The organism is Pyrodictium brockii, assembly GCF_055379715.1.
Genome location: NZ_AP042401.1, coordinates 1,282,716 through 1,297,901, shown reverse-complemented (window position 1 = coordinate 1,297,901; position 15,186 = coordinate 1,282,716). Strand labels below are relative to the sequence as shown.

At 63.0% G+C, this 15,186-nt stretch carries 13 protein-coding genes; 11 read left to right on the top strand and 2 right to left on the bottom strand.

Features of this window, described 5'->3' with window-relative positions:
• Positions 1-126: 126 nt before the first annotated feature.
• From ACZ42Y_RS06985 to ACZ42Y_RS06970, 4 genes are all read left to right on the top strand, one after another.
• On the top strand, positions 127-2,043 hold the full coding sequence (locus ACZ42Y_RS06985; RefSeq protein WP_464735362.1) for a chloride channel protein: 1,917 nt from the start codon (positions 127-129) through the stop codon (positions 2,041-2,043).
• Between the two features lie 154 nt (positions 2,044-2,197).
• Positions 2,198-3,055: a hypothetical protein gene (locus ACZ42Y_RS06980; protein WP_058370675.1), complete on the top strand. Its 858-nt coding sequence runs from the start codon at positions 2,198-2,200 to the stop codon at positions 3,053-3,055.
• Positions 3,013-3,813, top strand: a complete 801-nt coding sequence (gene rnhB, locus ACZ42Y_RS06975; RefSeq protein WP_168371261.1) for a ribonuclease HII — start codon at positions 3,013-3,015, stop codon at positions 3,811-3,813. Before ACZ42Y_RS06980 ends, rnhB begins: the two co-directional genes overlap by 43 nt.
• Positions 3,814-4,017: 204 nt before the next feature.
• Complete coding sequence (locus ACZ42Y_RS06970; protein ID WP_058370676.1) at positions 4,018-5,328, top strand: RsmB/NOP family class I SAM-dependent RNA methyltransferase; 1,311 nt, start codon at positions 4,018-4,020, stop codon at positions 5,326-5,328.
• A gap of 192 nt (positions 5,329-5,520) precedes the next feature.
• On the opposite strand, the gene ACZ42Y_RS06965 is transcribed toward ACZ42Y_RS06970, so the two are convergent.
• The gene (locus ACZ42Y_RS06965) at positions 5,521-6,036 is read right to left on the bottom strand and encodes a hypothetical protein (RefSeq protein WP_058370677.1); all 516 of its coding nucleotides are present in this window, start codon (positions 6,034-6,036) and stop codon (positions 5,521-5,523) included.
• A 208-nt stretch (positions 6,037-6,244) separates the two neighbouring features.
• Between ACZ42Y_RS06965 and ACZ42Y_RS06960 the strand changes: the two genes are divergently transcribed.
• From ACZ42Y_RS06960 to ACZ42Y_RS06950, 3 genes are all read left to right on the top strand, one after another.
• The gene (locus tag ACZ42Y_RS06960) at positions 6,245-6,940 is read left to right on the top strand and encodes an ERCC4 domain-containing protein (RefSeq protein WP_058370678.1); all 696 of its coding nucleotides are present in this window, start codon (positions 6,245-6,247) and stop codon (positions 6,938-6,940) included.
• A gap of 69 nt (positions 6,941-7,009) precedes the next feature.
• Positions 7,010-9,226, top strand: coding sequence for an elongation factor EF-2 (locus tag ACZ42Y_RS06955; RefSeq protein WP_058370679.1), 2,217 nt, complete (start codon positions 7,010-7,012; stop codon positions 9,224-9,226).
• A gap of 155 nt (positions 9,227-9,381) precedes the next feature.
• Positions 9,382-9,777: a CBS domain-containing protein gene (locus tag ACZ42Y_RS06950; protein WP_058371380.1), complete on the top strand. Its 396-nt coding sequence runs from the start codon at positions 9,382-9,384 to the stop codon at positions 9,775-9,777.
• A gap of 20 nt (positions 9,778-9,797) precedes the next feature.
• Here ACZ42Y_RS06950 and ACZ42Y_RS06945 read toward each other — a convergent pair whose 3' ends face one another.
• Complete coding sequence (locus ACZ42Y_RS06945) at positions 9,798-10,844, bottom strand: arginase family protein (RefSeq protein WP_464735361.1); 1,047 nt, start codon at positions 10,842-10,844, stop codon at positions 9,798-9,800.
• A gap of 116 nt (positions 10,845-10,960) precedes the next feature.
• Between ACZ42Y_RS06945 and ACZ42Y_RS06940 the strand changes: the two genes are divergently transcribed.
• From ACZ42Y_RS06940 to hemC, 4 genes are all read left to right on the top strand, one after another.
• Positions 10,961-12,463 (top strand): phosphotransferase, encoded by a 1,503-nt coding sequence (locus ACZ42Y_RS06940; protein ID WP_168371262.1) that lies wholly within the window; start codon positions 10,961-10,963, stop codon positions 12,461-12,463.
• A gap of 51 nt (positions 12,464-12,514) precedes the next feature.
• The gene (locus ACZ42Y_RS06935; RefSeq protein ID WP_168371263.1) at positions 12,515-12,676 is read left to right on the top strand and encodes a hypothetical protein; all 162 of its coding nucleotides are present in this window, start codon (positions 12,515-12,517) and stop codon (positions 12,674-12,676) included.
• A 305-nt stretch (positions 12,677-12,981) separates the two neighbouring features.
• Positions 12,982-14,268 (top strand): glutamate-1-semialdehyde 2,1-aminomutase, encoded by a 1,287-nt coding sequence (gene hemL, locus ACZ42Y_RS06930; protein WP_058370682.1) that lies wholly within the window; start codon positions 12,982-12,984, stop codon positions 14,266-14,268.
• A complete protein-coding gene (hemC, locus tag ACZ42Y_RS06925; protein WP_058370683.1) occupies positions 14,265-15,173 on the top strand; it encodes a hydroxymethylbilane synthase in 909 nt (302 codons plus the stop codon). The genes hemL and hemC overlap by 4 nt, the downstream gene beginning before the upstream one ends.
• Positions 15,174-15,186 lie beyond the last annotated feature (13 nt).

The window sequence follows — 15,186 nt, the reverse complement described above, 5'->3', positions numbered from 1 at the left end:
CGGCACCCCCGTGCCGGATACTCCCTTGTGGCATTGCGTCCTGGAGGTGCCCCTCTTATTCAACCCAGCGGTGCACCCAGGAGTCCGGGGCCAAGGGTCTATGTGTGAGGGTGCAGGGAGGCTGCTATGCCGCGTGAACGGGCTCTAAGCAAGCTTAATAACATAATTAACGCTATAAATGAGCGGCTTACCTATGTCGAGCGCTGGCTCGTCATAAGCACGGCTACAGCTATAATATCGTCGCTAGCCATTGGCCTATTCTATGTAATGCTGCACATAGTGACCTTCATTATGTCGCACCTACATGGGCTCAATTTCGCGCTGGGCCTCCACGGAGTCTCCGACTACGCCATAATAGCCCTCAAGAGCAGGAACAAGTATATAATACCCTTAACCGTTGTAGCTGGCGCCGCCCTAGCAGCGGTCATAGTCTACCGCTGGGCGCCAGAGGCCGAGGGCGGAGGCACCGACGCCATAGTTGAAGCCTACCACCACGGGGCAGGTATAGTTAGGCCCAGGGTTGCCCTAGTCAAGGCGGTGGCCTCCGCCCTGCTCCTCGGTACCGGGGGGAGCGGGGGCCCCGAGGGCCCGGCGGTCCAGATAGGCGGCGCCGCAGGCTCCTTTGCCTCAATGCTCCTAAGGCTCAGCGTTGAGGAGAGGAAGATAGCTGTCATAGCAGGCGTGGCTGCAGCCCTCTCATTTATATTCAAGAGCCCGGTGGGTGCTGCGATATTCGCTGTGGAGGTGCTCTACGAGCAGGACATGGAGGTTGCTGCGCTCATCCCGTCGCTCTTCGCATCGGTTATAGCGTATGCACTCTCGCTGCACATACTGGGGCCCGAGTACAGGCTACCCTCCATAGCAGTCAGCAACATTCTCAACCTCTACAGCATCAGCGCTGTGGCCTCATACATACTCCTCGGGCTGTTCGTCGCACCCTTCGCCTACCTCTACGTATTCACCTTCCGCCGGATCAGGGAGAGTATGAACACACTAGTGGAGAAGAGGAAGATTCCAGTGTATGTTAAGCCCGTCATAGGCGCCCTCTTTGTCGGCACGATAGGCCTTCTGGTGCCACACATACTGGGCACGGGGGAGGAGCTCCTCACAGAGATGCTCAGGGCGTTCCAGTCGATAGGAGAAGCCAGCGTGGCAAGGATTCTCGGGAGCCTCCACGTAGGCCTGCTCATGGCCCTATTCCTGCTGGCGGTGCTAAAGATATTGGCCACGTCACTTACCGTCGGCAGCGGCGGCAGCGGCGGCCTCCTAGCCCCAGGCCTCTACGCCGGCGCCATGGTTGGGGAGCTATTCGGCCTCATCATGGAGGGCCATACCACTGTCAGGCCCGCGCTCTACGCCTACCTAGGCATGGCCGCCCTCTTCGGCGCGGCCTCCAAGGTTCCGGTCGGCCTCTCCTTCCTGGTGGCCGAGATAGGGGGCAGCCCGGCACTCATAGTGCCCGCATTGATAACCTCCCTGACAGCCTCGCTGGCTACGCGCGGCATAACTATAGTGGAGTCCCAGCTGCCGCACCCCATATCCCCGCGCATATTCACTGCTGAGTCACTGCTCCAGCTCATACGGGAGTATGGTGTGTGCATCCCGGTAGACAAATTAGTTAACAAGAGCCCCATCACTGCCAACTGGAATGAGAAGCTGGGCGAGGCAATCCACAAGATGATCAGCAGCCGTCAGCACATAATACCGGTGGTGGATGATAATGGGCGTGTGGTTGGCGTCCTGGATCCCGGCTACGCCGGCCTAGACCTGCGCTACGCTCTCCGCTCCAATGAGCCGGTTGCGGAGGTCTCGCTCTCGCAGGCCCCTCTGGTGAGGCTGGGCGACTGTGTGACGAGGGCCCTGGAGCAGATGGTCCTCTATGGTACCGACTATGTCATAGTAGTGGATAATATGCTCCGGTACGTGGGGGTCGTCACCCTAGAGGATCTCGTTAGAACCTTGTTCCCGATGATCATAGGGAGGCTGAGGCAGGAGAGGGGTGTACTCACCAGCCAGGCTGGCCATGGGCTGCAAGCCGGATAAACCCCGGAGAGGTCCCCCGGGTATTCACCTGGGAGGCAGTGATGTGGAATCCGGGAGCGTAGATCAGTGCATCCCGGATGCAGACCGCATACTAGGCTGAGCCTCCACCCCTCCCGCCGTCTAGGTGGTCTAGACCGCCTGGTGATGCTCGGCCGTGGCTATCGACTTCCAGCCTATGAGCGGCAAGGCCTCCAGCAGGGCCGCCCGCTACGACACCGTGCTAGTGGTAGCGCCCCTCCTGGACGCGCTACCCCGCATAGAGGCGTACAAGATGCTCGGAGTCGAGAGGGTGGAGGCCTATCCCCTCTCCCCCAGCGACTCCCCGACACTCTTCTCCCTCCTCGGGGTAGTAGCTTGGCTACGCCGCCACGCCTCCCGGGGGAGGGTGCTCGTAGAAGGCTATGGTGGTGAGGCCCTTCTAGAGGCGGCGTACATGATTGTTGAGGGTGAGCTAGGGCTCAGCAGTCTCTCCCGTGTCGCGTCTAGGCTGCTGAGCTCCCTCCACCTCCGCTCTCTCGTCCACCTCGCAGCCCTCGCCGAGGCGGGCGTCGATCTGGCAAGGGAGGCTGAGAGGCATCTAGAGGATGCCTTCACCGGCGGCGACGCCTACGCGTCCTCGGCGCTGGAGCACTCTCTGGACCTTGCAGCACAGCTGGGGCTCCTCGGCGGCTGCATCCTTCATCTATACGAGCACGTGGCTCGGGGTAGGAGGCTGCAGCCGTCCAGCATCTGCGGGCTCCTCGCAGAGGCGGGGAGGAGGCTGGACTATATGAAGACCGGCGCGGTGAAGACTGTGGCGATAGTGGGCGGGCGGCAGGGCTCCCGCGTGCTTCTCGGCTGCCGCCTCCTGCTGCGCGACGAGGAATGCTGGCCCGAGGCTAGGGAGGCGGAGGAGGTGATAAGGCGAGTGCTGGCTGCCCGCGGCTACTCGCTCTCCCGGGTCCTCCTCGTGGACCCGGAGGAGGCTGCATGCATCGCGTACGGCAGCCGCTACGGCTATCCCTGCGGCTAGCGCTGGGAGGTGGTACAGCACTGGGGAGGAGAAGCCCCAGGGGCAGGCTCATAGCCGGGGTGGACGAGGCCGGCCGGGGCCCAGTCATAGGCCCCATGGTGGTTGCAGGGGTTGTGGTGGACGAGGCTTCTCTGGAGAGGCTAGCGGAGCTAGGCGTTAGGGACAGCAAGGAGCTCTCGCCGGTGCAGCGGCGCCGCCTGCTCCCCGAGATACTGAGGCTAGCCAAGTACGTGGTCGTGGTCAAGCTCCCGCCAGCCCTCATAGACATGGTTAACCTCAACAGGCTGGAGCTGGAGACCATAGCCTACATACTCGGCCGGGTCCGGAGCGTGCTGGGCAGGGTTGACGCGGTCTACCTTGACGCCGTCGGCCCGGTGGACAAGATGGTTAGCGAGATAAGAAGGCTCACGGGGCTGGGAGCCCCGATAGTTGCAGAGCCCCGCGCCGACGCAAAGTACCCAGCGGTGTCGGCGGCCAGCATAGTAGCCAAGGTGGCCCGCGACGAGGAGATTGAGAGGCTCCGCCGCCTCTACGGGGTGAGGGGCTCCGGCTACCCCACTGACCCGGAGACCCTTGAGTGGATAAGGGAGGCCTACCGTCGGAGCCCCAGCCAGCCGCCATGGTTCGTGAGGCGCTCCTGGTCCACGCTCCGCCGGGTAGCGCCGGGCTGGTATAGGGCCAAGAGCCAGACTAGCACCGCTCAAGGCAGGAGGCGGTCCCTCCTAGACTATCTCGAGGGCAGTAGTGCCAGAAACTAGGGGCCGGGGAGGCTCAGTTACGGCCACACTCTTCACCCCCTCCGAGGGGCTCTGGTAAGCCCACCTATCATCACGGCCCGCGTGGTGCGCGGCCCCTCGGAGGGGGTGGCAGGCCAGATTAGGGGTCCTTCTCTCCTCCGCGGGCTCCTCCAGGGCCGGCGTCCTGGATGTGCTGGCAGGGTCTGGCAGGCGGCGTGATGCATTATGGACAAGGTGGCCAGGGCGATTATAGACTTTAGCGCCAAGGTGCTGCATACGGTTATGACGAGGCATGTGAGCCATGATAAGGCGTACCAGGAGGCCATAAGAGAGCTCCGGAAGGCGGCCCGCTATGTGCCTCCACGCGTGCTCTACAGGGTTTCCCACGACATAGTGTCGGACTACTACCTCCTCCGGTACGCGGAGCAGAAGATCTACGGCAGCCGGGGCAGCGCGAGGAGAATGGCCAGGCTCTGGCTCCTCCTCCGGGGCTTAGAGTCCGAGCATCTAGCTGGCTACGTGGAGAGCGTTGAGAGGCTCCGGCGGAAGCTGTCCAAGAGCCTACCCCGGCAGGTGGAGAGCGTCGAGGAGCTTCTAGAGCGCGTGGAGGATGAGGCCCTCCGCCTCTCAGTCAAGTACTCCTACCCACGCTGGTTCGTAGAGATATTCCTTGAGCTGCTGGGCAGGAGTGAGACCGAGAGGCTCCTAGCCGCGCTCAACACGGAGAAGTGGTGGATAAGGGTGAACACGCTCAAGACCGACGTGGATATCGTGGCTCAGCGGCTCCTGGATAAGGGCGTGATTGTACGCAGGGACCCCGACCTCCCCTACATGCTCGAAGTGGTGGACTTCAGCGAGCCCCTCCACCACCTGGAGGAGATGTGGAGGGGCGAGATAGTCTTCCAGGACAAGGCGTCTGCCCTCGTGGTTGAAGCCCTCGAGCCGGAGCCGGGGGACGTGATACTGGACATGGCAGCCGCCCCTGGGGTCAAGGACTCCCTCATAATGCAGCTAACCGGCAACCGCGCCAGGATAATAGCGGTAGACGTTTCCTGGGAGAGGCTGAAGAGAACGAGAAGGCTTCTCCACCTCTACGGGGTAGACATGTCCAGGGTTGAGCTGCTTCACGCAGACTCGCGCTTCATGGCGCTGAGGCTCCCCCCGGGCAAGATAATCCTCGACGCGCCGTGCACTAGCAGCGGAGCCGTCGGCAAGGACCCGGCGATAAAGATGCATCTCGAGGATCTCTCATGGGTCCAGAGGTTCCCCCGGATACAAAGGGAGATGCTGCAGAGGGCGCTAAGCCTCGGCCCAGAATACGTGGTGTATGCTGTCTGTAGTGTACTCCCATTCGAGGGCGAGGAGCACATAGCAGCCCTCGAGGCGGGTATCGAGCTGGAGGAGCCGCCGATCCCCGGAGCCCCGGGCTACAGTCCCTACGCTTTCCGGAGTCAGGTGCGCAGGCTCCTACCCCACCTCCACGGCACGCAGGGCTTCTTCATAGCGAGGCTGAGGCGCCGCGGAGGAGGCGGGTAAATGGAGAGGAATGCTGTGGCGGCGTGCAATCCGTCACCCGGCTCACCCCATGGGCCCGCCGCCACGGCGGCGTTGCCGGGGCCCTGACCCCCGCTGCCACGGGTAGGGGCCCGGGGGGGGGGGGGCCGCGGGCTATATGGTGTGTGCTTAGCTGAGGTCCCTGGGCTGCCCCGTAGAAAAGCCCTGGGGTGGTTAGAAGAGCCTACGCCTCCTAGGTGCCCTGGGCCTGGAGAGCACAGTGGTCAGCTCTATCTGCGCGTCAAGCGCCGCTATCTTGGGCTTTAGCTCCTCCACGGCCGCCCGGAGCTTCTCGTAGAACTCGGGGTCTACACCCTTCTTCTCCAGAAACTCCTTGCCGTCATTGGTTAGCCTCAGCTTCTTCGTCCTGGGATCGGTCTCCGCGAAGCCCACGTAGAGCAGAGCTATGATGTCCTCGTGCAACTCCTTGGAGGTAGGCACGTCGCCTACCATGAAGAAGTTATAGCCCAGGTTTATCCCCTTCTCGTTCTGGAGCCAGTATACGAGGTGCGCCAGGCTCCTCTCATATATACCCCCCTGATCCTCCATAGCCTTGAGCACTAGGAGTAGCTTCCTCTTCCTCTCGTCCCTCTCAATCTGCTCCCTTGTCACAGCCGGCCTGGATACTATAACGAGCTCCTTCTTGGTGCCGCCCACGGGCTCCTTCTTCCTACCGCTGGTCTTCGCCAACGAATCTCACCCCATCCTTCCGCAGGCTTCGGAGTCCCCGCTGGAATAGCAGGGGCGTACGGGGCTAAAACAGTGGCCCAGAGGGGGAGCGCCCTGCACCCCCTGGACGAGGAGGAGTTCGGAGCGCCGGACTCTCATCACCCGGGGGCCGGCGTCAGCCTCTAGTGCACTCCACACCCAGGGCCCTGCAAGCCGGCGAGCCGGGGGATTGTCGGCCGAGTGCAGGAGGCCGAGGGTGTACGTGGATGAGAGGGAGCGGGGCAGCGGGGTCCCAGAGGCCCTAGCCGAGCTAGGCGCGGCCGTGGTCTACACTATGGCCGGGGTCGGGGACTATATAGTGTCGGACCGCGTGGCCATAGAGAGGAAGACGGTGCGTGACCTGGCCGAAAGCCTCTTCGACGGCAGGCTATTCGACCAGGCTAGGAGGCTGAGCGAGCACTACGAGATACCCGTCCTCATAGTTGAGGGCGACCCCGGGAAGATCGAGGAGTACACCACCAGGGGCATGCAGGCCAGGATGGCGCTAGCCTCGCTATCCATAGAGCACGGGGTACGAGTCCTCTGGAGCGCCAACCAGCGTGAGACGGCTAGGATGATATACAGTATAGCCTGCCGCGAGCAGTACGGGAGCAAGCGGAGCGTAGTGGTGCACAGGAAGCCTAGGCTGGAGAAGCTGTGGATGCAGCAGCTCTACGTGGTCCAGAGCCTCCCCGGTGTGGGCCCAAGGCTGGCGGAGAAGCTGCTCGAGAGGCTCGGCAGCATAGAGGCAATATGCAGGGCCTCTGTGGTCGAGCTCGAGAGGATCCTGGGCTATGAGAGGGCCCAGCGCGTCTACAGGGTGATACATGCCCCCTACAAGCCCCCGGGGAGGGGCAAGGAAGGGGGTGAGGGCCGGAGCCCCTGAGGGAAGAGGCCTCAGAGTGTACTTATAACCCGGAGACCGCCGGGTCCCCAGCCCCGGGTAGGGTAGGCTATGCGAGTAAAGCATGTAGACGAGATACTGAGGATAATGAGAAACATTGAGCAGATCAGAAATATAGGTATCGTGGCCCACGTGGACCATGGCAAGACTACTACTAGCGACTCGCTGCTCGCAGCCGCGGGTATAATCTCGCAGCGTATCGCCGGCGAGGCCCTTGCGCTCGACTACCTGAAGGTGGAGCAGCAGCGCGGTATAACCGTGAAGTCCGCCAACATAAGCCTCTACCACGAGTACCAGGGCAAGCCCTACGTGATAAACCTGGTAGACACGCCGGGCCACGTGGACTTCTCCGGCCACGTGACAAGGAGCCTCCGCATGATGGACGGCTCCGTGGTGGTTGTAGACGCTGTCGAGGGCGTGATGCCCCAGACGGAGACCGTGCTGCGCCAGAGCCTTGAGGAGCGTGTACGCCCCATACTCTTCATAAACAAGGTCGACAGGCTGATCAAGGAGCTTAAGTACACCCCCCAGCAGATACAGCAGCGCTTCGTAGAGATAATAAAGGAGGTAAACCACCTGATCAGCCTCTACGCTGACCCGGAGTTCAAGAAGAAGTGGCAGCTAGACCCTGCCAGCGGCATGGTGATATTCGGCAGCGCGAGGGACAAGTGGGGCATAAGCATACCTCTCGCCCAGAAGCGCGGCATAAAGTTCAGCGACATCATAGAGGCCTACAAGCGTGGCAAGGAGGCAGTGGAGGAGTTCGCCACCAAGGTGGCCCCCCTCCACGAAGCACTCCTGGACGCTGTCGTGAAGTTCATACCCAACCCTAGGGAGGCCCAGAGGTACCGTATCCCCAAGATCTGGAAGGGCGACATAAACAGTGAAGTTGGCAAGGCTATGCTAGAGGCTGACCCCAACGGGCCCCTAGTGTACGCCATCTCGTTCATGAGGGTCGACCCGAAGATACGCCGCCTCGTGGCTACCGGCCGCATATTCAGCGGCACCCTCCACCAGGGCGATGAGGTATGGCTTGTGAACGCTAGGAAGAACGCCAAGGTGCTGCAGGTAAGCATCTACATGGGCCCCGACCGCGAGGTTGTGGATGAGATACCTGCCGGCAACATAGCTGCAGCGCTCGGCCTCGAGGACGCCAGGGCCGGCGAGACGGCTGTAGCGACAAGCCTCAAGGACAAGGTGCCGCCGTTCGAGAAGCTCCACTACGTCTCCGAGCCCGTGGTGACGGTTGCCATCGAGCCCAAGAACCCCAAGGACCTGCCGAAGCTCATAGACGCCCTCTACAAGCTGAGCATAGAGGACCCGACTATACAGGTTAAGATCAACCAGGAGACCGGCGAGTACCTCCTCAGCGGTATGGGCCCGCTCCACATAGAGATAGCCACCTGGTGGCTCAAGGAGACCTTCGGCATAGAGGTGAAGACCAGCCCGCCGATAGTCGTGTACCGCGAGACCGTGAGGGCTAAGAGCCAGGTGTTCGAGGGCAAGAGCCCCAACAAGCACAACAAGCTCTACATAAGTGTTGAGCCTCTCAACGAGGAGACCATAAAGCTTATACACAACGGCGAGGTAACCGAGGACCAGGACGTCTATGAGAGAGCCAAGATACTCAAGGAGAAGGCCGGCTGGGACTACGACGAGGCCAAGAGGATATGGGCTATCGACGAGAACATCAACGTGTTCGTCGACAGGACCACCGGTATACAGCACCTCCGCGAGGTGAAGGACACCATAATCCAGGGCTTCCGCCTGGCAATGAAGGAGGGCCCGCTGGCCAAGGAGCCGGTCAGGGGCGTCAAGGTAGTGCTCCACGACGCCGTGATCCACGAGGACCCTGCTCACCGCGGCCCCGCGCAGATCTACCCGGCAGTGCGCAACGCCATCTACGCGGGCATGCTGACCGCTAAGCCGACGCTGCTGGAGCCCCTGCAGAAGCTCGACATACGCGTGCCGCAGGAGTATGTGAGCAACGTGATAGCGGTCATATCGAGGAAGCGCGGCAAGATACTGGACATGAAGGAGTACGGCGTAATGATGAGGGTCCTGGCGGAGATACCCGTGGCAGAGAGCTTCGACCTAGCGGCAGAGCTTAGGAGCGCCACCCAGGGCAGGGCCTTCTGGGGCACCGAGTTCAGCCGCTGGGCGCCACTACCCGACAACATGCTGATGGATGTCGTTAGGAAGATACGCGAGAGGAAAGGCCTGCCTCCGGAGCCGCCGAAGCCCGAGGACTTCATAACCCCCTACTAGGCCGGCAGGCCTCCGCCTAGGCCCCTGCAGCGGCACAGACCCGCCGCGCTGGTGCATGCCTTTTATATTCCCAATCCGTTCTACATAGGTTATGGAGATGTAGCGTGGTCCTCCTCTTCCGCCGTAGGAGAGTCCCCCTACGCGCGCAGGACATTATGACCGAGCAGCCGGTTACAGTAGGCCTCAACACCAGCATTAGGGACGTGGCCCAGCTTATGAGGAAGAATCGTATCGGCAGCGTTCTGGTCGTCGACGAGGAGGGCAAGCTCCGAGGCATAGTCACCGAGAGAGACATAGTATTTGCCTGCTCGGAGGGCTGGGACCCTAACACTAAGCAGGCCTGGGAGATAATGACAGAGGACCCTATAGCCGTTAAGCCCGACGAGGACATAGTTGATGTCATAAAGAAGATGCGTGACGCTAACGTCCGCCACCTGCCGGTCGTCGATGACGAGGGTAAGCCTATCGGGATAATATCGGCGCGGGATATAATGGACACCATACTCACGCTTGCTGGGCTCGGGATGCTCCACGAGCTGTTGAGAGAGTAGCGGAGCCTGAAGAGAGGCTTCTAGCCGGCTGCCAGCTTCTCCACCAGCTCCCCCAGGTAGTCTTTTACCTGCTTCCTCGCCGCCCGGTCCGTGGTGGTAGGCTTCCCGGGGAATGGGTTGGCCCAGCCGGCTAGCCCCGCTAGGAGCGCGGGGAGGCCGCGGCGCAGCCCGGCGGAGTAGCCTCCCTCGAGGACGAGGAGCACCGGGGCCCCCAGCCCGGCGAGCCTTCTGCCCAGGGCGTGGTAGCCGGCGGTGGTGAGCCGGAGCGAGCCCAGCTCGTCGTCCCAGTAGGCGTCCAGCCCGGCGTCAACCACTACTATATCGGGCGCCGTGGCGCGCTCCAGGTAGAGCGCCAGCAGCGCGTCCAGGGCCTCAAGGTACGCGTCGTCCCCGGTTCCCGGCGGCAGGGGCAGGTTTAGCTTGGTTCCCCTTCCCTCGCCTTCTCCGGTCTGCCAGGGCCAGCCGCTGCCCGGGTATATAGTGGAGGGGTCCTGATGCAAGTCTATATGGTACACGGGCTTGTCGTAGAGTATGTCCTGGGTACCGTTGCCATGGTGGAGGTCTATATCCACTACTAGGGGCTGGTAGCCGAGCCGGTGGAGCGTGAGAGCCGCTAGCGCTGATACATTGAATATGCAGAAGCCCAGGGTGGGAGCCCCCATAGCCCGCCCGAAGAACCCCGCATGATGGCCCGGGGGCCTGCCGAGCACCAGGGCCACCCTGCACTCGCCCCTCAGCAGGCTCTCCGCCGCGTCAAGTACAGCGGCTGCATAGGCCTCGGCGGCGAGGGGCGTGCCCGGGGACACGTAGGTGTCGGGGTCCAGGTAGCCGCCGCCCCGCATGGCGAGCTCTAGCACAGCCGTTATGTAGTCTGGGCTGTGAACCTCCCTGAACACATATAGGCCCCTGCGGCGGGGCGGCGTCCTATGCTCCGCCAGGCTCCAGATGCCGGACTCTACAAGCCCCTCCACCGCCTGGTCCAGCCTCTCCGGCGCCTCCATGTGGTAGCCGTAGGGGGGCTCGTGGAGCTTGAACACGGGGTCGTAGTAGATGCAGAAGCCGCTCATCCCGGGCGCAGCCCTCCAGGGCTATGCCCGGCTCCTCCTGGGAGGAAGCTGCATAAGAGGGCTCGTGGCGCCATGGAGCCTCGGTGGCCCCGGGGGGCCTATCGAGGGGTCGGGGATTGCAAGAGAGCGGCTGCGAGCAGTTGACGAGGATCATCTACGAGCTGCCTGGCCTCCGCCTTACCCTGGGGGTCAGCCGGGGCCGGAGCTGCGTCATGGGCGGCGCGGGCTGGGTGGAGGCCTCCATAGGCCTGGACGTGGTTGAGGCGGATGTAGAGGAGTCCCTCCTCGGCGAGCTGCTGGCCTCCCTGCTCCTCCTAGAGCCAGCCGGCATCGAGGGCGATGTGGAGGCCTACCGGCTCCTAGTCTCAAAGTACCTCGGCCGGGTCTTCGGCGAGGAGGCTGGGAGGCTCCGGAGGCTCCTGGCCAGGAGCTTCGAGAGGCTCTACGTGGCCGACATATACCCCGCTGTAGCCCGCATGTCTAGGCTTCAGCGCATCTACCCCTGGCTCCGGATAGCCTACTCGGCCGCGCTTCAGCGTAGCAGCTACTACTCCTGGCTCCGCCGCCTCCTCCGGGAGACCGTCCTGGCCGGCGTGGACACCCATAGCCGCTGGATCCCGGCAAAGCTCATAGCCTCGAAGGGGAAGAGTCACCCCCTCATCAACAGGCTAGGCGAGGCTGCTAGGGCTATAGGGGTGCTGGGAAGCTTCGCCCAGCAAGCCTTTCTCCCCCTCCTCAGGGCCCTGCCCCAGAGCCTCCTCATGGAGAGCATAGGCCAGAAGCCCCACCCGCTCACGAGCGACCCCCTCCTCCTGGCCAGGCTGGACTCGGCGAGGCTCGCTACGAAGCTGGTTAGCTTCGAGGACCAGCTATACGCGATAACCGGGGTGAAGAGGCTCCTAGACAGCCTAAAGCTCCGCCGGAAGAGCATTGTTAGAAGCGTGTTAGTGCTAGGAACAGGAGACTTCAAGCCAGCAGTGGTCAAGCGCTATATAGACTTGAGCGCGGTCAAGTGGATCGTGGCATCTGTCGCCTCCCTCCCGCTCCCGAAGCCTAGGCTCAGGCCCCTCGCCCGGCTCGACGCCGAGTACTACTACAACAGGCTGCTGGCCGAGAAGGGCTTCCACGTGCCCCACCCCCTCCTAGTTGACCCGAGGCGCAGACTAGCAGCCTACAGCTACATAGAGGGCAGCGACCTCATAGCCCTGCTCCAGAGGGACCCTGCACCAGAGCCCTACCGGGAGGCCGGAAGGCTCCTGGCAAGGCTACACCGTAGCGGGGTGGCCCTCTGGGACGCTAATCCAGGCAACTTCGTCTACGACGGCGAGAACCTGTACCTAGTGGACCTGGAGCAGGCCCGGGGGCTGAGGGGCATCGGGGAAGCAGCCTGGGACATAGCCATGGCGTCATACTACTCCCTCATATACGCGCCGCGGAGCGGCCCCGAGAGAGCCGCCATGATAGCCTCCGGCTACCTCGAGGCAGGCGGCGGCAGAGAGGTCCTCCTAGAAGCCGCAAAGTACAAGTACATGGCACCCTTCCTGGCCGCTGCCCCGCCCAACCTGCTGGAGAGGACGCGTAGAGCCCTCCTCGCCGCAGCCCAGGGGAACCAGCCTTAACCCCCAGAGGCGCCCTGCAGACAGGCCCTCGGATGCAGGGGAGGCATAGTCATGGCGGGCGCTAGGGCGTGCCCAGTCTGTGGCAAGGGCATGTACAGAAGGAAGGCGCTGCTGGAGCACATAAAAAGGGTTCACGGCTGGTACTTCAAGGAGTTCATAGAGCCCAAGGGCAAGGGTGGAGGAGGCGGCGCCAAGAAGAAGAAGGAGAAGTAGCCCCGCCAGCCTCGCCCAGGTTTTAGAAGGGGCTCCAGCCCCTGCATATTCTGCCCCTGGCCGGGCTGGCTGGATGAGCTGTGGGTCACGGGGCTGGAGCCCCTAGGCCCCTAGAGGCTCCCCGGGGTGCCCGGGAGGCTGCCATGGCCCGGGCCTAGGGGCTGTGAAGCTGCCTCCCGGGGGCGCGACGGCCTCCACGAATTATCCCAGAGCCGTCCGAGGAGCCTGGGCGTCTCCGGGTCAACGTCTAAATTATACATGCTTTAGCGCGTGTATCCCGGCTGGTCGGAGGGTGTGCATAGTCCTTGCCGGGCGAGCGGAGCAGAAGCCTCTACGAGGAGGCGCTGGGCCTCTTCCCGGGCGGCGTGAACAGCCCCGTCCGGGCCGCCGTGAAGCCCTACCCCTTCTACGTGAGCCGCGCCGAGGGACCCTACATCTACACTGTTGACGGGGAGAGGCTTATCGACTACGTGCTGGCCTACGGCCCCCTGTTCCTCGGCCACCGGCATCCCCGCGTCCTGGAGGCGGTCCGGGAGCAGCTGGAGAAGGGCTGGCTCTACGGCACTCCTACGGAGCTTGAGGTTGCCCTTGCGAAGAAGATACTCCGCTACTACCACCCCGGTGGCATGGTGCGCTTTGTCAACACAGGGACAGAGGCTACTATGACCGCCATAAGGCTTGCCAGGGGCTACACCGGGCGCAAGTACATAGTGAAGTTTAACGGATGCTACCACGGCGCCCATGACTCGGTGCTTGTGGGGGCTGGGAGCGCGGCAGCGGAGTACGGGGTGCCCACGAGCCTAGGGGTCCCCGAGGAGGTGGCCCGGCTCACCCTAGTGGCCAGGTACAACGACCTGGAGAGCGTTGAGAGGATAATGAGGCAGTATGGGGACCAAGTGGCAGCTATAATAGTGGAGCCGGTCGCGGGCAACGCTGGCGTGATCCCGCCCAAGCCCGGGTTCCTCAAGGGGCTACGCGAGCTGGCCGATAGGTACGGTGCGCTCCTGATAATGGATGAGGTGATAACCGGGTTCCGCTTAGGCCTCGGAGGCGCCCAAGAGTACTATGGCGTCCGGGGAGACCTCACCACCCTGGGCAAGATAGTTGGGGGAGGCTTCCCGATAGGGGTTGTGGCTGGGCCCAGGGAGATAATGGAGAAGCTGACCCCCAGCGGCAGGGTCTTCAACGCTGGCACCTTCAACGCCCACCCGGTTACCATGGCCGCGGGGCTTGCCACGATAGAGGTGTTAGAGACAGGCGAGCCCTACCGCGTCGCGCGCGAGGCCGCCTCCAGGCTGGTGAAGGCCCTAGAGGACCTCATAAGCCGCTACAGCGTAAAGGCTACCGTGAACCACGTGGAGAACATGTTCCAGGTATTCTTTGTGGACGGGGATGTATCCTCCCCGGAGGACGCGGCCAGGAGCAACAGGGAGCTGTACGCCAGGCTCCACGAGGAGCTGCTCCGCCGCGGCGTCTTCATAGCGCCTAGCCAGATGGAGGCAGTGTTCACCAGCGCCGCTCACACACGCGAGGTAGTGGACGAGACCATAGAGGCGCTGGAGGAGGCGTTCAAGAGGCTCGGGGAGCAATGAAGATACGCGTCGCCACCCGGGGGAGCAAGCTAAGCCTAGCCCAGACCAGGCTAGCGCTGGAGGAGATTAGGAAGAAGCACCCTCAAGTAGACTTTGAACTCGTGATAGTGAGGACCAGGGGCGATGTGCACCAGGATAAGCCTTTCACCGAGATAGGCGGCAAGGGGCTCTTCGAGAGGGAGGTCAACCTGGCAGTGCTGGAGGGCCGGGCCGATGTAGCGGTGCACAGCCTCAAGGACGTGCCCAGCGAGGTCAGCCCCGGCCTAGTACTGGCTATGACTCCTCCGAGGGCCTCGCCCTTCGACGTGCTAGTCACCCGGGAGGGGGCGAAGACACTCTGGGACCTCCCGTCCGGTGCGGTGGTAGGCTCTTCCAGCGCCCGCAGAGTGGCGATGCTCCGGAGGCTCCGCAGCGACCTAGTCTACAAGCCCCTGAGGGGGAATGTAGACACGAGGCTTAGGAAGCTCCGGGAGGGTCTCTACGACGCTATAGTCCTGGCGGAGGCGGGGCTTCAGAGGCTCGGGATGGAGGTCGAGTACTGGCGTATACCTCCCGACGTGCTGCCCCCGGCGCCCGGCCAGGGCATAGTGGGGGTCTACACGCTTTACAGCCGCGGCGACCTGCTCCCGCTCCTGGAGGACTCGAGCCACAGAGAGACGATGATCCAGGCGAGGGCTGAGAGGGCATTCCTAGCCTACGCCGGCGGGGGCTGCCATACCCCCATCGGAGCTTACGCCTGGGTCGAGGGCGGCAGCCTGCGCATCCACGCTGCGGCAGCGTCTCCGGACGGGAGTAAGAGGGTCGACGTGGAGCTGAAGGGCGACCCGGAGAGGCCGGCCCAGCTGGGCGTGGACGCGGCGCTGGAACTCCGCGCCCGGGCCGCGGCGGCCGGCATAGCACTGTAGGCCCTTACAGCCA